Origin of the sequence: Paenibacillus sp. D2_2 (assembly GCF_031199965.1) — a bacterium.
Classification (GTDB): domain Bacteria; phylum Bacillota; class Bacilli; order Paenibacillales; family Paenibacillaceae; genus Fontibacillus.
In genome coordinates this window covers 5,245,753-5,268,495 of record NZ_CP133605.1, presented here as the reverse complement: position 1 = coordinate 5,268,495, position 22,743 = coordinate 5,245,753, and the positions used below count along the sequence as shown (strand labels likewise).

Annotated in this window: 14 protein-coding genes and 7 pseudogenes; 18 read left to right on the top strand and 3 right to left on the bottom strand. The window is 48.6% G+C overall.

The window, feature by feature from the left end; translation table 11 throughout:
• Positions 1-93 precede the first annotated feature (93 nt).
• Together RE628_RS27025 and RE628_RS27020 are read left to right on the top strand one after the other, a co-directional pair.
• Positions 94-726 (top strand): molybdenum cofactor guanylyltransferase, encoded by a 633-nt coding sequence (locus tag RE628_RS27025; RefSeq protein ID WP_309156435.1) that lies wholly within the window; start codon positions 94-96, stop codon positions 724-726.
• Positions 727-921: 195 nt separating this feature from the next.
• On the top strand, positions 922-1,608 hold the full coding sequence (locus tag RE628_RS27020; RefSeq protein ID WP_309156433.1) for a TorD/DmsD family molecular chaperone: 687 nt from the start codon (positions 922-924) through the stop codon (positions 1,606-1,608).
• 83 nt (positions 1,609-1,691) lie between these two features.
• Here RE628_RS27020 and RE628_RS27015 read toward each other — a convergent pair.
• The 3 genes and pseudogenes from RE628_RS27015 to RE628_RS27005 form a co-directional block, all read right to left on the bottom strand.
• Positions 1,692-4,909 (bottom strand): annotated as a pseudogene (locus tag RE628_RS27015) (efflux RND transporter permease subunit).
• Positions 4,910-4,958: 49 nt separating this feature from the next.
• Entirely contained in the window at positions 4,959-5,507 is a 549-nt protein-coding gene (locus RE628_RS27010; RefSeq protein ID WP_309156432.1) for a hypothetical protein, read from the bottom strand.
• On the bottom strand, positions 5,504-5,872 hold the full coding sequence (locus RE628_RS27005) for a TetR/AcrR family transcriptional regulator (protein ID WP_309156431.1): 369 nt from the start codon (positions 5,870-5,872) through the stop codon (positions 5,504-5,506). Before RE628_RS27005 ends, RE628_RS27010 begins: the two co-directional genes overlap by 4 nt.
• A 206-nt stretch (positions 5,873-6,078) precedes the next feature.
• On the opposite strand from RE628_RS27005, the pseudogene cls reads away from it, so the two are divergent.
• The 16 genes and pseudogenes from cls (at position 6,079) to RE628_RS26920 (ending at position 22,714) form a co-directional block, all read left to right on the top strand.
• Positions 6,079-7,585 (top strand): annotated as a pseudogene (gene cls / locus RE628_RS27000) (cardiolipin synthase).
• Positions 7,586-7,649: 64 nt separating this feature from the next.
• Positions 7,650-8,933 carry a phytoene desaturase family protein gene (locus tag RE628_RS26995; RefSeq protein WP_309156430.1) on the top strand — a complete coding sequence of 428 codons (1,284 nt, stop codon included), beginning with the start codon at positions 7,650-7,652 and terminating at the stop codon, positions 8,931-8,933.
• A gap of 271 nt (positions 8,934-9,204) precedes the next feature.
• A pseudogene (gene fni, locus RE628_RS26990) lies at positions 9,205-10,232 on the top strand (type 2 isopentenyl-diphosphate Delta-isomerase).
• A gap of 112 nt (positions 10,233-10,344) precedes the next feature.
• Positions 10,345-10,905, top strand: coding sequence for an ECF-type riboflavin transporter substrate-binding protein (locus RE628_RS26985; protein WP_309156429.1), 561 nt, complete (start codon positions 10,345-10,347; stop codon positions 10,903-10,905).
• A 16-nt stretch (positions 10,906-10,921) separates the two neighbouring features.
• Positions 10,922-12,740: pseudogene (locus tag RE628_RS29900) on the top strand (DUF3744 domain-containing protein).
• Positions 12,737-13,564 carry an energy-coupling factor transporter transmembrane component T family protein gene (locus RE628_RS26965; RefSeq protein ID WP_309156424.1) on the top strand — a complete coding sequence of 276 codons (828 nt, stop codon included), beginning with the start codon at positions 12,737-12,739 and terminating at the stop codon, positions 13,562-13,564. Before RE628_RS29900 ends, RE628_RS26965 begins: the two are co-directional and overlap by 4 nt.
• A 105-nt stretch (positions 13,565-13,669) precedes the next feature.
• Positions 13,670-14,771: pseudogene (ychF, locus tag RE628_RS26960) on the top strand (redox-regulated ATPase YchF).
• A gap of 217 nt (positions 14,772-14,988) precedes the next feature.
• Positions 14,989-15,333 (top strand): TM2 domain-containing protein, encoded by a 345-nt coding sequence (locus RE628_RS26955; protein ID WP_309159586.1) that lies wholly within the window; start codon positions 14,989-14,991, stop codon positions 15,331-15,333.
• The gene (locus RE628_RS26950) at positions 15,333-15,788 is read left to right on the top strand and encodes a TM2 domain-containing protein (RefSeq protein ID WP_309156423.1); all 456 of its coding nucleotides are present in this window, start codon (positions 15,333-15,335) and stop codon (positions 15,786-15,788) included. Before RE628_RS26955 ends, RE628_RS26950 begins: the two co-directional genes overlap by 1 nt.
• A gap of 478 nt (positions 15,789-16,266) precedes the next feature.
• Positions 16,267-17,334 (top strand): peptide chain release factor 1, encoded by a 1,068-nt coding sequence (gene prfA / locus RE628_RS26945; RefSeq protein WP_309156422.1) that lies wholly within the window; start codon positions 16,267-16,269, stop codon positions 17,332-17,334.
• A 91-nt stretch (positions 17,335-17,425) separates the two neighbouring features.
• Positions 17,426-17,884, top strand: a pseudogene (locus RE628_RS29895) (HemK family protein methyltransferase); the annotation flags it as partial.
• 116 nt (positions 17,885-18,000) lie between these two features.
• A pseudogene (locus tag RE628_RS29890) lies at positions 18,001-18,099 on the top strand (protein-(glutamine-N5) methyltransferase, release factor-specific); the annotation flags it as partial.
• Between the two features lie 377 nt (positions 18,100-18,476).
• Complete coding sequence (locus RE628_RS26935; protein ID WP_309156421.1) at positions 18,477-19,664, top strand: FtsW/RodA/SpoVE family cell cycle protein; 1,188 nt, start codon at positions 18,477-18,479, stop codon at positions 19,662-19,664.
• A 484-nt stretch (positions 19,665-20,148) separates the two neighbouring features.
• Positions 20,149-20,868, top strand: coding sequence for a stage II sporulation protein R (gene spoIIR, locus RE628_RS26930; protein WP_309156420.1), 720 nt, complete (start codon positions 20,149-20,151; stop codon positions 20,866-20,868).
• A 257-nt stretch (positions 20,869-21,125) separates the two neighbouring features.
• Entirely contained in the window at positions 21,126-21,266 is a 141-nt protein-coding gene (locus tag RE628_RS26925) for a hypothetical protein (protein ID WP_309156419.1), read from the top strand.
• A 167-nt stretch (positions 21,267-21,433) separates the two neighbouring features.
• Positions 21,434-22,714, top strand: coding sequence for an L-threonylcarbamoyladenylate synthase (locus RE628_RS26920; RefSeq protein WP_309156418.1), 1,281 nt, complete (start codon positions 21,434-21,436; stop codon positions 22,712-22,714).
• Positions 22,715-22,743 lie beyond the last annotated feature (29 nt).

Below are 22,743 nucleotides of genomic sequence, written 5' to 3'. Positions count from 1 at the left end.
TTCTATAGCATCAATTTAACACACAGATGAAAAGGGATACAAACCAAGTTTTCTTTAATCTTACATTATTTATAAATAGAAGGTGGATAATCTGTGGAGATCACATCAATTATTATAGCGGGTGGCAGGTCAAGTCGTATGGGAACCAATAAAGCGCTGCTGACATTGAACGGCATAACGGTTATTGAGAGGATGATCGGAGAACTGAATCCGGTAGCGCAGCAGATATTGATCGCAGGCGGACAGCACGATGATTATAACCATCTTGGCTTAGAGGTTGTAGCTGATCAATACCCGGACATGGGCCCACTTGCTGGATTACATGCCGGATTAAAGGTATCAATTACAGAGTGGAACCTGGCAGTGGCTTGTGATATGCCTTTTGTCCATAGAGGTGTCTTTGAAGCCATTGTAGAGCGGGTGGCACAAGTGGAGAAGGAGAATGCTTCTATCGAGCAAGAAGGGCGTGTCCAGGCCATCATTGTCCAAGCTGGCGGAAGGATCCAGCCTTTACTGGCGGCGTATAGTCGAGATGTGCTACCGGGATTGCAGCTTGCTCTAGAGAATGGAAGACTCCGAATGAGCGAATGGGTGGCTAGTCTTCGTGTTGACTATATAGATGGGGCGGATCTGGCTGATAAGCTCGGCGACACGGAACGAATGCTGCAATTTAATATGAATCATATAGAGGATTATGAATGGGTCAGAACTGTAACAATGTTGTGATATATATCGCAAGTAAAGCGTTTTCATTAGGATATAATGGAAGTATAGATACATGATACCCCTTAATCATGTGTCGGTATATGGAAGAGAGATGATTTCCGACAGAATAAGGAAGTCATCTTTTTTATAAAGTGGTATAAGTGTGTTTGAACTTGTATATATATTTCGCAGAATAGAAGAGGGAGATGAACCAAAATGACTATGTTGTTCACTGAACAGGTTGTCATATCGCAGGATCAGGCTAAGTGGCTGAAGCTTAGGGGCTGGGGATACCGGCTGCTGGTGGATTTCTTGGGAAGACCGCCTCGTATGTCTCTGATTGCACAGTGGCATAGCCAGGTGGAGTTGAACAACACCGTTCCTATGAGTAGTGGCGGTCGCAGATTGATCAATTATTTAGAGAGCATACCGGAGAACGAAATTCGCCGGGCTTGTTATAGTGAGGCCGAGGAGTTTGAACGCTTGTTCATGGGTCCAACAGCGAAGGTGCCGACTTGCGAGAGCTTGTACCGGGCCCGAGAGGAAGGGATCGATGCGTTAGAATGCGCTTCAGATATTAGAACGTTCTATATGGAAAGTGGCATCGTATTTAATAAGCTAAATGGGGAGCGAGATGACAATATCGCCCTGGAGTTGGAGTATATGGCTGTCATGTCGGAGGAAATGCTGGATAAGTTAAATCTGCATCAAAGTCTTCTGGAAGGACTGGATCTGCAAATCAGGTTCCTGGAGTCGCATTTGTTGAAGTGGACGGAAGGATTTACATCCAGCTTGACTGCGGCCACCACCAGTCCGTTGTATATCGGGCTGGCTGAGATGATGAATGAATTTCTGAATGAAGATTTGAATAGATTGCAAGCATGGCGTGCCCAGCTTCATTAATCAATATTTCGAATGAATAGTAGAAGACCACTGCAGCGTTATTTGCTGCAGTGGTCTTCTTTATTTATGCTGAATAATTCGTTTTAATCTAAATCATGGGTTACCGGGCCACGCCGGCGGAATTTCATCAAGAATTCATAGACAACCGGCACGATCACGAGTGTCAGCAGCGTGGAGCTGATGAGACCGCCGATAACGGTAATACCGAGACCACGCGATATAATACCTGCGCTGTTCTCCATACCTGTTACGAGCGGTAACAGAGCACCGATCGTAGCTAGAGCTGTCATAAGAATTGGACGCAAGCGGGTAGCTCCGGCTTCAAGCAGCGCTTCCCGGGTCGTAAGACCTTCGCGTTCTTTATGAATAACACGGTCGATCAATACGATCGCGTTCGTGACGACAATACCGATGAGCATCAATACGCCCATCAATGCGGATACGTTCAGCGTCTCGCCACCAATCAATAGGCCAACAATGGCACCGATGACGATAAACGGCAAGGAGAACAGAATGGTGAACGGTGCTAAGCCACCACCAAACGTTACAACCAGAACGAAGTATACAATGGCAATCGCTGCGAGCATCGCAATGCCCAACTGGCCGAAGGTGTCGTTAATTTGTTCGGTTACGCCACCGAACTTAACGGTTACGCCTTCTGGCATATCCATCTTGTCGATTTTGTCCTGCAAGGATGTGGATGCCTTTTGTACGTCCGAAGTCAGCACATTCGCGCTTACTTCAACGACCATCTTGCCATCTATACGCGTGATCGAGTTCGGAGAAGTTCCTTTCTCGACTTTCGCTACTTCTTTGATAGGTACCTTCATACCAAGTGGTGAGGTTATTGTCTCATTCTCGATATCTGCAATACTGGAATAAGTGTTGCTGTCCGTTTCAATGTAGACATTATAGTTCTTGCCGTCAATATCCACTTCTGTCAATACCGGACGTTCGTGAGTTGGGCTAAGCTTCATAGCGATCTGGCCTGCGGTGAGTCCGAGTGAGCTCAGCTTCTGTTGATCTGCAACCAGGGTATATTGATCATAGGTCTCGGATAGGCTGGTCTTGCCTTTCTCGAACTGCTTCGAGTCTTCCTCGATCCACTTCAGGATCTGATCAGAGACGGGTTGAATCTGCTCTAGACTATCTCCAAATACGTTGATGCTGAGGGAGCTTCCGCCCAGGCCGCCCATCATCATCGCAGACATATCCGACCAGCTGCCATCAGGTATTTCTTTCTTTAAGCCTTCAATCAGTTCATTCTTCACATCATCGAACTTCTTCGTATCCTTATCATAACCGATATAGAAGAGTGCCGAGTTAGACGATCCCATGCCCATCGGATTGCTTCCGCCGATGGAGTACTGCATTTCTCTACGTCTGGTTGATTCAGGACATATTTCTCAACCTTTTGCATTTTAGCTTCTACATCTTCAAGCAGCTCACCAGGAGCCGGCGAATAAGTTACCATTACATATTTATCACTTTGCTCCGGCAAGAAGCTTACACCGACTAGCGGGGTTAGGAACAAGCTGCCGACGAGCAACAAGACGGCTGCACCGAAGGTAATTAATTTATGTGACAGACACCAATTAAGAGCTTTTTTATAATAAAGCGCCAGGCCTTTCGGATTGCTGTCATGGTCATATGTGTTTTTCAAGCCCTTGCGGAACAGGGTATGAGCCAGCGCCGGAACAAGGGTAATAGCGACGAGTAACGATGCCAACAGTGAGAATACCATTGTAAGGGCGAACGGTTTGAACAATTGGCCAACCATGCCGCTTACGAATGCCATCGGCAGGAAGACGGCGATCGTTACGATGGTAGAAGACATGATCGGAACGAACATTTCACTCGTAGCCGCTACGATCAGCTTGCCGCCACTCAGCTTCTCGCCGGTAAGCGACATCCTACGGTAAATATTCTCGATGACGACGATCGAGTCGTCGACAACCCGTCCGATAGCGACTGTCATCGCTCCAAGCGTCATCATATTAAGCGTAATATCCATCTGCTTCAGTAGCAGGACCGCAATCAGTAGCGAGAGCGGGATAGAAATAATGGAGATGATCGTCGAGCGTAAATTCCGCAGGAAGATCAGGATGATCAATACTGCGAACAAAGCTCCGAATACGGCTTTCATTAGCATCGTATTTACAGAGTCCGTAATCGGCTGTCCTTGGTCGAGCATCACGGTGAAACCGATATGACCGTATTGCTTCTGAAGTTCTTCAGTTTTGTCCTTAACGCGGTTAACGACATCTACCGTATTGGCATCGTTATCTTTGACAATCTGAATGCCTATCGATTCCTTGCCGTTCGTACGTGAGATTGATTCAGCTTTACCGATCGTCTGGATATCGGCGATATCGCTAAGCTTTACTGTTGGTATCCCAACCGGGATGGCTCCCATTGCGCCCTGTGGAGCTGCGCCAGCCTCATTGCCACTGCCTGCGGCAGGAGTTGCATCGGCTGCCCCTGGAGCACCTGAAGGCATATTGCCCTGTCCGCCAGCCGCTCCACTTCCGTTTGGAGTACCGGAGGAGGCACTTGGAATGACTGGAATGGCCAGATTCTTCAGATCATCGACGGTGATGATGTTGCCATCAACGACGACGGCTTTCTGTGACTGTTCCATATTGAACAGACCGAGCGGAACACGCAGTGCCGAGCCTTGTACGATTCCCTTAACGGTATCTTCGCTAAGGCCTAATTCTTTCATTTTTGCCTGATTGAACTTTAGGCTGACTTCCTTGACATATTGTCCGGCAATCTGCACGGAGGCAACGCCATCAAGATCCTCCAGAGCGGGACCAATCTCGTTATTGATCAGCCGAGTGAGGGACTCCAGATTGCCTGATTCCGTATCGGATACGCTGAGTGAGATAACTGGCATCGAGCTCAGGCTGAATCTTGTGATTTGCGGTTTCTTAACACCGTCCGGTAGCTGTACGTCGTTCAGCGCCTCACGAACAGATGCTGTAGCATTGTCTAGATTCTTGCCATATTGAAATTCAATGAAGAGGGAAGATGCATTCTCCATCGAGGTTGAAGTGATCGTCTTAACGCCGTCGACATTACGCAATCTTTGTTCGAGCGGCTTGGTTACATCCTGAACGACGCCCTCTGGCGCTGCTCCAGGATAGATGGCTGTAATACTAAGGTAAGGAACATCAATATTAGGAATGCTTTCTTGCTTCATCGTCAGGCCGCTGTATAGACCAGTAACTGTAACAATGATCGTCAGCAGCCAAACCGCAAATTTATTGCGGATTGAGAAATTAATAATGCTCTTCATAAGCAGGGTTCTGCTCCTCTCTTTCTCCTATTAATAAGTTGATCTTATATTACGCTTGGGCATAATATGGTCGCAGCAATCTTTGCAGCTCCTCGAGGCTGCTCTCTATCTGCGGGAGATCAAGGTCTTCCATCGCGGCAACCATACCTTTCAGAATGACTCGGCGAGGCCGAGGTCGCAGCAATTCTTCTTCAAGAATGTGCAGTGCTTCAATCCCTTGTTCACGCTCGCCAGCGTCTCCGCTTTCTTTCTCTAGAAGTTCCTTCATTTCTTTGATAGTGAGAAGGGGATGCTTCACCGGCTCAGGACTGTTCTCTCCGCATTTTCCGAAATTGTAAAGAAGTACTTCTGGTATTAATGGCTCGGGCCGAGTCTTTAGCAGGAGTTCTACAGTTGAATCCAGTATATCGATCAGATAGACGGCAATTCGGTGCGTATTTGTGGTCATGTTATGATCGAATACCAGTTTGGCGTAAGTACCAATCATGCCATGGGAGAAGATGATCAGATCGGTCATATAAGGGTCAATTATTTCTCCATAAGCGGATATAAGTGCTTTTTTGGTATAATGGAGTAACTTCGCATTATTATTATTCATGATGTCGGGTACTTATAGATGTTCCCTTTTACGATCCATTCCTTAAATTGCATCAGCAAGAACTCTCTTAGCTCAAGAACCAGCTCAAATAATACTTCGACAGCACGAATCAGTCTGTCTCGCGGCGACAAATCCGTTTCCTGCTCAACCTGAAGCAATTCGGCTTGAAGCATCTGGACGCAGTAGTGAAAGAGGCTAAGCTCCAGCTCATCCTTGGATTTGAAATGCAGATATAGACTCCCCTTGGACATTCCACACAACTCTGCGATTTCTTGCATCGATGTTGCAGAAGAGCCTTTTGCCGCGAACAATTGCATGGCAGTTCTCAAGATTAACTGTTTCTTGTCGTCAGATTTGCTAGACAATGAGTGACCTCCTTCCCGTTCTGACTTATAAGTACTGATTCTGACTCCTGAGTCAGAATCATTATAGTACAAAAAAATGGGGATACAAATTTGCTGCACCAATAAGCCGAAACTGGCGGCAAACAAGGGATTCTCATAAATTCTGTGGGAAGAAAGACAAGCTTCATGTACAATAGGATCATGTATTTTTGAAGAGAGGTACCGTTATGAGACGTGGATTACAGATCATATTGATCGCAATCATATTATTTGCGTTCTACTTTTTCGGATTTGGTATATTCGGTAAATTTGGAGGGATGCTGGTCAGTATTTTTCAGACACTGACGGTAATTACGATCAGTTTGGCTATATTCATGGAGAACCGTAATCCTTCCAGTACCCTAGCCTGGATCCTGGTGTTGGCACTGCTGCCGGTAGTCGGCTTGGTGCTCTATTTTCTGCTTGGCCAGAATTATTTCAAGAGAAGAAAATTCGACCGCAAGGCGGAGCAGGACCAAATGAGCTACGAGCGAATTGATAACAGCGCCACCATGTTACCTCGTGATCTATCTCAGTTCACGCCTGCCCAGCAGAGAATGCTGCAATTATCGCAGCGTCTAGCCCGCACGCCATTCTCTATGGCTTCCCGTACGAGAGTGTTAACGAATGGGGAAGAGACGTTCTCGACATTGCTCAGGGAGCTGAAACTAGCTAAGCATCATATTCATATGGAGTACTATATATACCGTGCCGATGCGATTGGCCGAGAAATTCAGAAGACGTTAATCGATAAAGCTCGCGAAGGTGTCGAGGTACGCTTCATGTATGATGCTGTCGGCAGCATTGGGCTCTCAAAATCATTTATTAATGAACTTCGGGCTGCTGGAGTTAAGGTCGGAGTGTACGGCCGATGCGCTTTCTGGCGCTGTCGAGCCGGGTCAACTATCGCAACCACCGTAAAATCGTGGTCATTGATGGCACAACAGGCTTTATCGGCGGGCTTAATGTAGGGGACGAATACTTGAGCCGCAATAAGAACTATGGCTTCTGGCGCGATACGCATATGTTGGTCAAAGGGGAGGCCGTGAGGTCCCTGCAGATTATATTTCTGCAGGACTGGCATTACGTATATGGCGAGCGAATTATGGATCAGCAGTATTTATCGCCCGAATTGGTTCCTGGCTGCGGCGGGGCGATTCAGATCATTCCGAGCGGGCCGGATAACGAGAGCCGGACGCTGAAGAATCTCTTCTTTGCTATGATTACATCAGCCAAGAAGTCGGTGTGGCTGGCCACTCCGTATTTCATACCGGATGATGATATCTCTCTGCTCTGCAGGTCGCAGCGATGTCAGGGATCGATGTACGTATCCTGTTCCCAGCGCGGCCGGATAAATGGCTACCGTTTCTCGCTTCTCATTCTTATTTTCCGTCCCTACTTGAGGTTGGGGTGAAGATCTATGAGTATGAGAAGGGCTTCCTTCATTCCAAGCTGCTCATCGTCGATGGGGAAGTGGCGACGGTAGGTACAGCCAATATGGATATGCGCAGCTTCCATTTGAATTTTGAAGTGAACGCATTGCTTGTTCAGAGCGATAGTGTAGCCAAGATGGTGAAGGATTTTGAGCGGGATTTGTTCTCTACGAAGTTGATCGAGAAGAAGTCCTTCATGAACAAGAAAATATATGTGCGATTCATGGAATCGGCGGCCAGATTAATGTCACCATTGCTATAAGTGCGTGATCAAACTTCTATAGCTTACAGCTTGTGAATTAGAGATACATGAGGAGGCAGGTATCATGTCGGCGAAGGGTAAGGTCTTGATTGTTGGATCGGGCTTCGGAGGACTGGCTTGCGCGATAGGACTCGCGGGTCGGGGCTATCAGGTGACTATATTGGAGCGTAAGGATCTTGTAGGTGGGAAGTTGCAGCGGATCGTTATCGATGGCTACCGGTTCGATTGTGGGCCGAACACGATAGAGCTGCCTTTCGTGTTCCGCAATGTGTTCCGTAGCGTGGGACGCAGAATGGAGGATTATGTATCTCTGATCCCACTCGAGCCCAGGTCCCGGAATATATTCACGGACGGAAGTGTGGTGGATATGACCGGCGATGTTGAGGCAATGCAGCATCAGATTGATACATACAGCCCGGTAGATGCGCTACATTATCCAGCATTTCTGCAGGAATCGCGGATGATGTTCCAGAGCATCAACGGGAGATTGATGAGTCGACTGCCGATCGGGAACAGGGAGAAGTGGAATGTCGGCATGTTGAGGGAGATGTTAAGCGTCGTCCCTCTGTTCAGGAGATCGCTGAACCGGGAGCTGCGCCACTTCTTTACACATCCCAATTCACTGGCCTTATTCGGAAGGTATGCACCTCGGGTTGGCTCTTCTCCTTTCCTGGCTCCTTCATTGTATGGGATGATGCACAGCTGCGAGATAGATCACGGCACTTATAGCGTTCGTGGCGGTACGTATGCTCTTGTTGAAGCGCTACGGGAGCTCGCGGAGGAACTGGGCGTTAAGATTAAGACAGGGGTCGAGGCCAGACAGATTCGCGTTCAGGGAGGGCGAGCCTGCGGGATAGAGACGAATGATGGATATTATGAAGCGCCGCTGATCGTTATTAATGGTGACTTATTATCTACCACCCAGAAGCTGTTAAGTGAAGCGCTTAGGCCTTCGTTAAATGATCGGAGGATCGCCTCCATGGAACCTTCATTGTCCGCGTTCGTACAGTTGGCTGGGGTTCCCTCATTATATGATCGTTTGCTTCATCATACCGTATTCTTCTCGGATCGCTATGAGGAGGAGTTCACCGAGATCTTTGATCAGCGAAAGCCGCCTTCCAAGCCATCCGTATACATATGTAACTCTTCTTATTCAGAGAAAGGGGCCGCCCCTGATGGACATAGCAATCTGTTCATCATGACATATGCTCCGTATTTATCCGATAGCTGGGATTGGGAGGAGCAGCGTGAGAGCTACGCAGAGAATGTGTTATCTACTTTGCGGGATACGGGTTACAGGGAATTAATAAGAACCATGTACTCAGTACTTATTCGCCTGATCAGTTAGCTCGTGATACGGGAGCCTATCGTGGGGAATATACGGAATTGCTACACACAATCCGCGGCAAATCCTTCGCAGGCCAAGCAATCGCAGCCGTGATGTCCGAGGGTTGTGGTATGTAGGAAGCTCCACTTATCCCGGAGGGGGAGTACCTTATGTAACTCTGTCAGGCCATTTGGTCGCTGGGTATATCGCGCATGAGATGGGATAAGATGCGGATTTGCAAGCACAATTTGGGTAAATATAGTTGTTATATAAAGAAGAAGGGGAATGAAGTATGGGCGCTACATCTGAACGCAAGACGGAGCATATCCGGCTCTGTCTGGAGGAACAGGTGAACGGAACGGGAATCAGTACCGGCCTGGAGAAGTATGCGTTCCGGCATAATGCTCTCCCGGACCTAAATTTTAATGATATCCGTCTCAATACGGAATTTCTAAATATTGATGTACGGACTCCGCTGCTCATTAGCTCAATGACCGGAGGCAGCGAACTGGCCGGAACAATCAATGAGCGTCTTGCCGAGGCCGCGGAGCGAAGGGGCTGGGCGATGGGCGTCGGTTCCGGCCGGGCTGCGGTGGAGAAGAAGGAACTTGCGCCAACCTTCGCCGTGCGTCGTTATGCCCCAAGCATTCCGATCATCGCCAATGTGGGTGCGGTACAGCTAAACTACGGCTTTGGCGTGGAGGAATGCATGCGGGTAGCCGAGATAGCTGGGGCGAACATGCTGGTACTGCATTTGAATAGCTTACAGGAAGTGTTCCAGCCGGAAGGGGATACTGCCTTCGCTGGATTATTGGCGCGAATTGAGGATGTATGCCGGACACTGCCGATACCGGTAGGGGTCAAGGAAGTAGGCTGGGGGATCGACGGCGAGACCGCTCGTCAGCTGCACGAGGCTGGTGTGGCCTTTATTGATGTTGCTGGAGCGGGAGGAACGTCCTGGAGCCAGGTTGAGAAATTCCGTAATAAGGATCATGTGCGCCGCGCGGTTGCCGAGGCCTTCGCTGACTGGGGCAATCCGACCGCCGAATGTATCGTTGATGTACGGAGTAAGATCCCTGGCGCAGCAATTATCGGTAGCGGAGGATTGAATACAGGGGTTGATGCAGCCAAGGCGCTAGCACTCGGGCAAATCTGGTTGGGCTCGGCCGTGCCGTGCTAGAACCTGCCGTCAATTCAGAGAAGCGACTCGATGAGCTGCTGGAACGGGTCGAGCTAGAGTTACGCACGGTTATGTTCGGAATCGGGGCGGCGAATATCGATGAGCTTCGAAGCACCTCAAGACTGGTTCGTAGAAGCTAACTTCATATATATCCGATAAATCCGGGTAGAATTATTATATTTTCATTGACGACTTCTAGATTATCCTATTATATTGAGAATAATCGTGATAATGAGAAGGGAGAAATGACGTTTGAAACCATCCATTTGGAAGTGGAACACCCGCACGGTAGTAACCATTGGTGTAGGGACCGCCTTGTACGGAGCAACAAGTTGGATTGGCATTCCGATCACCGTCGATACGCAGATCCGCCCCGCGATCGCCCTGCTCGCTATTCTTGGAGCGTTGTTCGGGCCTATTGTCGGATTTATTGCCGGATTTCTCGGACATGTGATCAATGACTTTATTACATACGGCACGGTATGGTGGGGATGGGCCCTAGGCTCAGGCATAACCGCCGCTTTTATGGGGCTAATATACTTGGTTAAGGGCTTTAATCCAATGGACGGAGAAGTCAAGAAGAAGCATTTTGTACAGTTTTTCATATATGGCGTACTCGGTATTTTCATTTCGCTGTTATTCTCCTTCTTGTTTGACATTTATGTGATGGGAGAACCAAATGACAAGATGGTCATACAGACGGTCGCCGCGGGCACTGCCAATCTGGCTGTCTTCATTGTGCTGGGTCTTCCTGCGGTCTGGGCCTTTGCCAAGCGCAATCGTAACAACACCAATTTGAGCGTGGACAGATAGGAGATTCAATTATATTATGCAGGCGGTCTTATCCTTTCGTAATTTTAGCTTCCGTTACAAGAGTCAGTCTCAGGCGACGTTATCTGATATTCATCTAGACATTTATAAAGGCGAGAAAATATGGATCGCTGGGCCTAGCGGCTCCGGCAAATCGACTTTGGCCCATTGTATCAATGGGCTTATTCCCTTTTCATACGGTGGAGAAATTTCCGGTCAGCTGCTTATTAACGACCAGGAAGCGGCGAAGCTGACGATATTTGAACGCAGCCATCAAGTCGGCACGATTCTACAGAATCCCGATGCTCAGTTCGTCGGACTGACGGTCGGAGAAGATGTAGCGTTCCAAATGGAGAATGAAGCCCGGTCACAGGAAGAGATGAAGGTCAAGGTGATCTCGGCTCTGGAACTGGTCAGAATGGAGGATTATGAAGGGAAAAGTCCGCATGAACTGTCTGGAGGTCAGAAGCAGAGCGTATCGCTTGCGGGGGTGCTCTCTACACAAGCGGATATTCTGCTGTTTGACGAGCCACTGGCTAATCTGGATCCAATGAGTGGGATGCGGACGATGGAGTTGATCGATGAGATTCACCGCAAGAGCGGCAAGACAGTTATCATCATTGAGCATCGGGTTGAGGATGTTCTTAGTAAGCCAGTCGATCGGATTATCATTATGAATGACGGTAAAATTTGTGCGACAGGCACTCCGGATGAGTTGTTACGGTCTGGGTCTTACCGGAATATGGGTTAAGACAACCTTTATACCTCGATGCTCTTAGTTATGCCGGTGTTCCGCTGGAGATAGTAGATGATTTGAGCACTCCTGAAGGCATCAGAGCGAAGAGTTCCCTGGAAGACAATTCTGCTACAGGTCATATCGACGTATCTGTGGAGAACGAGACCACAGTGCAGAATGGGTCTTTGACCTCGGCCGTCATGAACAAAGGTCCTGCCTTCACCGAGGTGAAGGAGCGTCTGGAACACTGGGTGGAGACCGTTCAACCTCATCTTCAGTCCAGTAGCCCGTCGATGCTACTCGAACTCAAGGATGTGAGCTTCGCTTACGATTCGGGTTCAGATACGATCCATGACGTGTCGCTCTCGATCAGAGAAGGAGAGACCGTTGCCCTGTTAGGCAGAAATGGAGCAGGTAAATCAACGTTGTCTAATCTGATTACCGGGTTACTTCGGCCAAGGGGCGGGTCGATTCTGTACCAAGGCGAGGATATGACGAAATGGTCGATCCGGCGTCGTGGCGAAGATATCGGCTATGTGATGCAGAACCCGAATCACATGATTACACAGCACATGATTAAGGATGAGATCGAACTGGGGCTGAAGGCACGAAGAATGAGCCCTGCGGAGCGGGAGCAGCGGATCGCCGAGGTGCTGAACATTTGCGGGTTGTACCCTTATCGCAATTGGCCGGTGTCGGCGCTTAGCTTTGGTCAGAAGAAGCGGCTGAGCATAGCCGCCATTCTAGCGCTGCAGCCCAAGTTAATGATATTAGATGAACCAACGGCAGGTCAGGATTATCGGCATTATACTGAATTTATGGAATTTATAGCGAGCTTGTCCAAGCAGGGTATGGCCTTCTTGTTCATTACGCATGACATGCATCTAGCACTGGAATATGCGGACCGTGCTGCAGTTATGGCGGGGGACGGATTATTGCCGAGGATTCCGTGAGCAACGTATTATCCGATTCCTTAGTAGCGGAACAGGCAAATTTGCGGGAGACGAGTCTATCGCGGTTCGCAAGGAGCTTTGGGCTATCCTCACCATCCCGGTTCGTAGAAGCCTTTATCGATAGGGAGAAGGAGAAAAAGGGCCGATGAACAAGACGGGGAATCTATATGTTGAAGGAAATTCGTTCTTTCATCGAATGGACGGGGCAATTAAGCTTATTATGCTGCTTGTATGGACTGTGTGTACTTTTCTGTTCATGGATGTGCGCATCTTTGCCATAATGCTGACCGGAGGGATCTTCATGCTGCTCTCCGCCGGGATCCCCTTCAAGAGAATGGCGGTATTATTTTGGTTGATGATGATCTTCCTCGTTATAAACAGTATCTTTATTCTGCTCGTTACACCGAGGTTCGGAACATCGCTAACTGGATCGGATACGCCGCTTCTTCCGCTTGGATATAACACCATCAATGCGGAGACGTTATTTTATGTGCTGACCTTATCTTTGAAGTATTTTACCTTGTTGCCTATTACGCTGCTGTTTATCTTCACTACGCATCCGAGCCGGTTCTCGGCCAGTCTCAATAAGCTGAAAGTTCCCTATAAGCTAGCTTATTCCATAAGCATTGCCCTACGTTATATTCCTGATCTGACTCAGGAGTTTCGCAGTATCCTCAATGCGATGCAAATGAGAGGGCTTGGCATTTCGCGAAGTGACGGGAGTCTAAAAGTAAGAATTCGCAATCTGTCGCTGGTTATCGTCCCATTGCTGCAATCCTCACTGCAGCATGTAGAGATGGTGTCCGATGCGATGGATTTGCGTGGCTTTGGCACGAAGCGCGAGCGTACCTGGTATATGGGAACTCCTACTTCGCGAAGTGATAAGCTGACGTTAGTTCTCTGCGCGATTCTGCTGACGGTATCGATCCTATTGAAGCTGAAAATGGTCCAGCATTTCTGGTATCCATTTTAAGGATGGATGATATTTAGTGAACGATATTCTTGAAATATATGCTGCGGATATGTACTATGGTTGAAGGTGAATAAAGTTATTAAATACTGAGGAGTTGTCATAGATATGGCTTTGAAAGCAGGTATCGTGGGCCTTCCGAACGTTGGAAAATCCACATTGTTTAACGCAATTACCCAGGCGGGGGCGGAATCCGCAAACTATCCTTTCTGTACGATCGATCCGAATGTCGGAGTTGTAGAGGTACCGGATGAGCGCTTGGATAAGCTGACCGAACTCGTTACCCCGAATAAGACGGTGCCGACTGCATTTGAATTCGTGGACATCGCCGGATTGGTGCGCGGGGCAAGTAAAGGCGAAGGCCTTGGTAATAAATTTTTGGCTCATATCCGTGAAGTGGATGCGATCGTTCATGTCGTTCGCTGCTTCGAAGATGAGAATATCACTCATGTGGATGGAAAGATCAATCCGATCAGCGATATTCAGACGATTAATCTGGAGTTGATCCTCGCTGACTTGGAGAGCGTGGACAAGCGCATTGATCGTGCCCGCAAGAACATGAAGGGTGGCAATAAGCAATATGAGCAAGAAGTAGCCCTGCTTGAACGTATCAAGGAGGCCCTCTATAATGATATGCCAGGCGCGCAGTGTGGAATTGACAGATGATGAGAAGCTGATCATCCGCGACCTGCATTTGTTGACCTTGAAGCCAGTGCTCTACGCAGCTAATGTTAGCGAAGACGGCGTTACTGATACGGACAACAATCCGTTCGTGCAGCAAGTGATTGAGTTCGCGGCTGCTGAGAATGCAGAGGTCGTGCCGATCAGCGCGAAGGTTGAGTCAGAGATCGCTGAGCTGGAAGGCGAGGACAAAGCGATGTTCCTCGAGGAGCTGGGTCTGGCGGAATCAGGACTTAATCGGTTGATCAAAGCGGCGTATCGTCTGCTTGGCTTGTATACGTACTTCACTGCTGGTGTACAAGAGGTTCGCGCTTGGACCATCCGCAAAGGTATGAAGGCTCCACAAGCAGCAGGGGTAATTCACTCTGACTTCGAACGCGGCTTCATCCGTGCAGAGGTTGTATCCTATGAAGATCTCGTCGCTGCAGGTTCGATGAACGTAGCGAAAGAACGCGGTCAACTTCGTCTGGAAGGCAAGGAGTATGTTGTACAAGACGGAGATGTTATGCACTTCCGCTTTAATGTGTAACTGGAATTCGTGTTAATGTGAGAATAATTATGCGGTTGAATAGAGAAGCCTGCCGATTTCCGGCAGGCTTCATCATTTTTTCGAGAAAAAATTTAATATTTCGTGTTTATTAGGGGAAATATCCAAAATTTGTGTTGAGAGGAAATGAGGCACTTTAGTATACTAAAAAAGATATTTTTTAAGTCTTTTTATAATTTAGGAGGGATTTTTTATGGGGATGGATTACTCAGTGGCTAGAAAGAGCCAGCTCGATTCCAGAGAATTGTTGCTGCTTGAATCTGAAGTCAAGAATCAGGGGAAAAACATGGTTATCGCTTATGTACTTTGGTATTTCCTTGGTATTTTTGGCGGACACCGTTTTTATTTTGGCAAGACTGGTTCTGCAGTTGCGCAATTAATTCTTTCGATCACGGTGATTGGTATGATTGCTACCTTTATCTGGTGGATCGTGGATGCTTTCCTCGTTCACACTTGGGTGAAGGAACACAATGCCGTTGTTGAGAACCGTATTATTGACAACATTCTTGCTAACAGAGGTATCTCTGAAAGGTACCCAATTTAATGCAATTCAGTAAACAGAATCTGACAACGAATGAGTTGATCGTCCTCAGTTCAGAAATGCGCAAGCGAGAGAAATCGCTCGTATTTGCCTATCTTATGCTCCTTATGGGGCATCTGGGGATACATCGCTTGTATTTGAAAAGAACGGTCTCCGGCATAATCCAACTCGCGTTATTTATTGTTATGTTTATTTCCTACATCATGTTTATTGTGCTGGTTGGTATCGACGATACTCTTGTAGATTCGAATTTAATTATACCGGGCTTTATCGCCATGGGAATTGCGTTGGTTGGCTTCATCGCGCTAACGATCTGGGTTATTGTGGATGCCTGCCTTCTGCCAGGTATCGTCAGAAGCTGGAACTACAATCTAGAGCAGACGCTAATCGCCCAGATTGTAGCGCTTAGACCGGTAGGAGATTCAATGAATCATCCAGGTACAGGTCAGTTCAATTAAGGAATTGTCCGCATAGCCGTGAACCTTGACTTTACAGTTGAGTTCACGGCTATTTTTATATATATTTGTTATGTGCAAGAGTGTGTCCACTATGGTATAATGAAATGTCAGCTGAAACGGCTGAATTTTGTTTATATAAGTGAGTGTTTAAAAAGTCAGACTTTCAGCACCGAGAAGGTTGGATGAAGCTAGGGACTGAGGAGCGGAGCGTACGTAGTGTGTACGTGAGCACAGGTAGGCCCGGATGAATTCAAGATTCGATGCCGAATTTGCTTCCTGAGTTACTTCGTGTTAGATATAGAATTTATTCGTTATCAGCGTAGCTGATGAAATTCTATATCGCAAGAAAACCTACCTTGGGGCGCGGTCGCTCCTCCTTGAATTACATCGATCGGTTTTCTTATCAAAGTGGGACTTTTTAAACAACCTCTATTAGACAAATTTTAAGGATATTGTAATTTGAGAGAGGTGAATTTCCTTGTTGGACCGACTTCAATCCCTGGCTGATCGTTACGAGAAGCTTAGCGAGCTGCTCTGTGATCCGGATGTAGCCAATGATACGAAGAAACTTCGTGATTACTCCAAGGAACAATCGGATTTACAGCCGGCTTATGAGGCTTACACTGAATATAAGCGCGTGATCGAGGAGCTTGATGCCGCTAAAGCGATGCAAGCGGAGAAGCTGGATGATGAAATGCGCGAAATGGTCAAAATGGAAATCGAGGAACTTTCTGCACGTAAGCAAGAATTGGAAGAAGAGATCCGCATTTTGCTTCTGCCGAAGGACCCTAATGATGATAAAAACGTAATTGTAGAAATTCGCGGTGCTGCTGGTGGTGATGAAGCTGCACTGTTCGCAGCGGATCTGTACCGGATGTATACCCGGTATGCTGATTCTCAAGGCTGGCGTGTAGAGGTCATGGATGTGAACGAGAACGATCTTGGTGGCTTCAAAGAGATCATCTTCATGATTAATGGCCGTGGCGCGTATAGCAGAATGAAGTATGAGAGCGGGGCACATCGTGTGCAACGGATTCCGGCGACAGAGTCTGGCGGACGTATTCATACTTCGACCTCGACGGTAGCCGTTCTGCCGGAAGCTGAGGAAGTGGACATTGAGATTCTCGATAAGGATATTCGTGTAGATACGTTCTGCTCCAGCGGTGCTGGTGGACAGTCGGTTAATACGACCAAATCTGCCGTGCGTGTCACTCATATTCCTACGGGGATTGTAGCGACCTGTCAGGATGGCAAATCGCAGAACTCTAACAAAGATAAGGCATTACAAGTACTCCGGACGCGAATCATGGACGTAATGCGTCAGGAAGAGGAAGCCAAGTACGCTGGGGAACGTAAGAGTAAGGTAGGAACCGGAGACCGTAGCGAACGGATCCGGACCTATAATTTCCCGCAAAGTCGGGTGACCGACCATCGTATTGGCTTAACTCTGCACAAGCTTGATCAAGTGATGAACGGGGAGATTGAAGATATTGTGTCAGCCCTGAACATCGCTGAGCAAGCAGAGCTCATGGACAAAGGAGAATAATGCCTTGAAACGTAACGGATATCAACTATCTGGAGCGCTCACAATTCTGGAAGCCCGTAAAGAGGCTTCTTCTTTTTTGGCGGATGTTGGTGTGAACGAGCCGGATTCTAACGCAGAGCTGCTGCTTCGTCACGTACTCGGACTTGAAGGATCGAAGTACCTTCTCGCCCTTCGGGACCCATTCCCGACCGTGAGCAAGGAGGCTTGGGAGGCGGCCATCAACCGCAAGGCCGCAGGTGAACCAGCGCAGTACATTATCGGGGAACAGGAATTTTACGGCTTGACCTTCAAGGTCACGCCGGCAGTACTGATCCCCCGCCCAGAGACGGAGCTGCTGGTGGAGCAAATCGCCAGGCTTGGCGATTTGCTATGGCCTGGCGGCGCTCCGCAGGCCGCCGACATCGGTACCGGCAGCGGCGCGATCGCTGCCGCTTTAGCTCATCTGCGTCCAGCCTGGAGCGTCACGGCGAGTGATATCTCGCCGGAAGCGCTGGCGGTGGCGCAGGACAATGTCCGGCGGCTCGGCCTGAGTGTCAGGTTCAAGCAAGGGAATCTGCTTGAACCATTCACCGGCGAGCCGCTGGACATCGTGGTGTCTAATCCGCCTACATTCCGGCGGATACGATCGAAGGGCTGCAGCCGGAGGTGCGCGATTATGAGCCACGCGGCGCACTGGACGGCGGGCCGGACGGGCTGTACCCATATCGCGTCATGATGCAGCAACTCGATCTGTTGCCCCAACCACCGAAGCTGATCGGCTTCGAGCTTGGTATGGGTCAGGCGGAGGATGTGGCTGATATGCTTCTTGCCGCTGGGCATTGGCGCGAGATCGTGGTGATCCCGGACTTGGCCGGAATCGATCGTCATGTCATTGGCATAGCTTAATGAAGTGTGAGTGTCCGAGATTAAGGAGCCTCCGCCATGTAGTAAACATGGAGACTGAAAATGTAACTTATCGAATCCCTTATACGTTTTTGGATTGAGATGTGAGGTATGGAGGAATATGGTGTTCACAGCGAATGGACTTTGAACGCAGTTTTTTTTACAATGTGAAGAATAGACAATTTTTTGTCATGTGTTATATCGTTGTTACCTGCGGTAACAGCCAACAAGATTGATCCAGCGGACGGGGGACAGGATCCATGCTCAACAAATTCAAGAAAATAGATTATACGATCGTGTTCATCCTATTGCTCCTGATGGGCATCAGCATTGCTGTGCTGTATAGCGCTACATCGAATACGCAGTATCATGGATACCAGATTCGGATGGCTATGTATTATGTTATAGGTTTTGTTATTTTTTTTGGATTGTCTTTGATAGACTTTCGAGTGATTGTTAAGTACGCCCTATACATTTATTTGCTTGGAATTGCGTTACTGGTTGTCGTTATGTTTATCGGTAATACCTATTACAATGCGACGGGCTGGATGACGCTCCCAGGCGGACTTAGCTTCCAGCCAGCGGAATTCTTCAAGCTGCTGCTTGTTATATTTCTGGCTCATGTGCTGTATCGCAAGCGCAAGCCTCAGCTGGCTTTTTGGAGAGATGTCATCCCGATTTGTCTCATCACCTTCGTTCCATTTATGATAGTTATGGCGCAGAATGACCTTGGTAATGCGCTAAGCTATCTTGTCATTCTGGCAGGAATGCTGTGGATCGGTGGCATGAAGTATACCCATGCTCTGATTGCCCTGGCGATCTTCGCCGGATCAGTTATCGGGGGTATTAGCGCTTATAAGATTTATTATGAGGAGATCCATAAATTTTTTGCTGAAATTGGCCGTGAGCACTGGATTGAGCGGATAGACCCTTGGCTCGTGCCAGATAAGGCAACGGAGAAGGCGATCTATCATACGAAGAATGCCAAGCTCGCGATTGCTTCCGGCGGAATGACGGGAGAAGGATATATGAAAGGGGCGACCGTACAATCGGAACGGGTTCCGTTAACGTATTCGGACTCGATCTTTGTAGTGATCGCCGAAGAGTTTGGTTTTTTAGGAAGCTCGGTACTGCTTCTACTGTATTTTGTACTGATTCACCGGCTGATTTTGATCTCATTGGAATGCAGGGATCGAAGTGGGCCATTGATAATCGTCGGGATTGTCGCCTTGTTCCTCTACCAGATCTTCGAGAATATTGGCATGTTCATCGGCCTGATGCCGCTGACAGGGATTACGCTGCCGTTCATAAGCTACGGCGGGACCTCGTTGGTCATCAATATGGCAAGTATCGGCATAGCGATGAGCATCCGGATACACGGACAGGAAGTGGAAGATGAGCAGACCTCGTCTGCTTCAACACGGCACTCGTCAGCAAAGTCGCAATAATTCGGTAGGGGGCTCTAACGAGACTCAAGTTATGACTAGAGCCTGTTAATGCCGTCGTGTCGTAATGATCCTTAGGTTCAGAACTCTAACGAAACTACAGAACGTTATTATGGCGAAAACAAGGGGATTTGGAATCTAACGAAACTACAGAACGTTATTTCGGGAAATACCCGTTTTGAGGTGCTTATTTACTAAAATAGCGATACCCTGGTTCGTTAGAATAATTTGAAGTCTTTTTTGGTGCGAATAACGATACCACGTTTCGTTAGAGTTGATTAAGCTGTAGTAAGGACCTCGATTCGAAGGTATGTCTAATGCAGCCAGTCGGTTTTTTAAAAATACAGAGACTTATGGGACTGCTTCTCTTGAAGCGGTTCTATTACTTTCTATCTTTATTATCAAATTTAGTAGATTGCTAGGTTTATGCTACTCCCGACCTGTCCATACTGATAAACATCAGGGATACGTGAAGGGGAGAAGTGGCATGGGGAAGGTTAGAAAGTCTATTGCACTCATTTTTTTTAGTATACTAATTCTATTTATGTCTTGGGAAGGGCAGAAGGTGGATACGGCTGCGGCGGATGGACTGATTCCTCAGGAGTCGATCCGATTAAGAATATTGGCTAATTCCGATGGAGTGGGCGATCAAGCGGTCAAGCGGAAAGTTCGAGACGCGGTAGTTGAACAGATGAATGCTTGGGTTGGCGAACTGGAAGACCCACAGAGTCTGGAGGAGGCTAGAGGGGTTATTCGAACCCATTTGACAGAGATCGGGGATCAAGTCAAACAGACGTTAGCCGATAATGGTGAAGAGTATAGCTACAAGGTCGAGCTCGGTGTTGTTCCGTTCCCTACTAAAATGTACGGAGGCGCTGTCTACCCTGCTGGTAATTATGAGGCGCTACGCATAACGCTGGGAGAGGGCAAAGGGAAGAACTGGTGGTGCGTGCTCTTTCCGCCGCTATGCTTTGTGGATGCGGGCAGCGGAGATGCGCTTGCTAAGGATAGAGCGAAATCGACTGAGAAGGATGCTTCCACCTCGTCGGATACCGCAAAAAATCCGAAGGCAAAAGTAAAGACGGCTTCTGCCACCGTCGACCCTTCTGATGAACCGCAGCAGGTACAGCCTGAAAAGACAGAGGTGCGTTTTTTCTTATGGGACGCGCTGGTGAATTTGTGGCATGGTATTCTAAGTTTATTTTAAGATCGTAGGTCAGAAGAGTGAATAAGTGCTTATTTACAATTAACCGGACTCTTAATGGTCTAATTTGAAATATAACTACTTATGTACACTTATCGATAGATTTTCTTCAAAATCATAGTCTAAATTAGAAAATAGTTGCCTACACGCAGCTATTTTTTTGATTCGGGAGAAACTGCAATCAATAAGTGTTTTTTGCAATGATTATTTTATGAGTTGAATTTTCTGGAGATACAGTTGATTAAGCTGAGAAAAAGGTCTTGCCACGCTCTAGAGGTAGAGCGACCGTTATCGTTCTCATGCTAAATATGATGGGTGAATTCTCAGAGGCTGCTCGAAAATTACAGGGCGGTTATTTGGTCTATTTGCTTATTGATATAGAGGTGAAATCTTCTAGATGATAGCCGCTGTTGTTCACTTGGTTCGGCAGATTGGTATAACGGGGTGAGATCGTATATCGGATTGGTTATAATAGAGGATAGGCAAAAAAATGAGTTCGATGTGCATGCGGTATTAATGGCATTCATATGTACCATATTCTATATTAAAAGTTTGGGATGATAATAAGATGAATCAGTCAGATCAGAATCAGGAAGTGGACAAGGATATATCTCCATCGGTAATTGCCGACGGAGAAGGCTCGACTCAAGCAAAGAGCACATGCTGGTGGGATGTACGATCACTAGTGGCGAAGTGTGATGGCGAAGGTGAGAGTAAAGTCGAAGGCAAAGGTTATGGGCGAGACAACGAGCGGCAAAGTATGGTTCAGGCCAGCGACCCAAGCGCAGAGGTGCCGGCAGAAAGTGATTTGGAACGTGCCGATGAGCAAATCCTAGAAGCAGGTAGGCTACTTGCTGCGGGTGGTGTAGTTGCCTTTCCAACCGAGACAGTCTATGGTCTTGGGGCTGACGCGCGTAACACTGCGGCAGTTGAGGCGGTTTTTGCCGCCAAAGGACGTCCATCTGACAATCCGCTGATCGTTCATATCGCGGATATGGGGCAATTGGACGGATTGGTTACAGAGGTGAACGAGACCGCACGGCGGCTGATGGAGGCATTCTGGCCCGGGCCACTAACCTTGGTGCTGCCCGTGGCCGAAGGCGCCGTCTCGCCGCGCGTGACGGCGGGGTTGTCCACCGTTGGCGTGCGTATGCCCGCCAACGATATTGCGCTGCGGGTGATTGCCGCAGCGGGCTGTCCGGTTGCGGCGCCAAGCGCCAACCTGTCCGGGCGGCCGAGCCCGACACTGGCGAGCCACGTCGGCGAGGATCTTGACGGCCGTATCGATGGCATCGTCGACGGCGGGCCCACGGGCGTGGGCCTGGAGTCGACGGTTGCGGAAGTCGGCCGTGACGGGGTTGTGACCGTGCTCCGCCCTGGCGGGATCACGGCAGAGCAGCTCGCCCGCTTCGCGGCGGGCGTGCGCTTGGACGCCGCCCTACGGCAGGCGGGCGGCGGCACGAACATCCCGGCGGCGCCGCGCGCGCCGGGAATGAAGTATGCGCATTATGCGCCGCAGGGCGCAATGCACATCGTGAGCGGGGCCGCCCCGGAGGCGGTGGCGGCCAAGATCCAGGCCGAGCTCGACGCGGCGGCCCAGCGCGGGGAAGTGACCGGTGTACTCGCTTTTGACGAGCACATCGCCTACTACCGCGCTGACCTGGTCCTCTCGCTCGGCAGCCTGGCTGCGCTGGAGACGGCTGCGCACCGTCTATACGCAGCGCTTCGCCACTTCGATGCTCGCGGCGTCACTTACATCATGGCCGAGTCATGTTCAGAAGAAGGACTCGGCTCCGCAGTGATGAACCGGCTCTCGAAGGCCGCCGGACATCACGTAATTCATGTTTAAATTTTGTTTATAAAGATGTTGAACTAAAG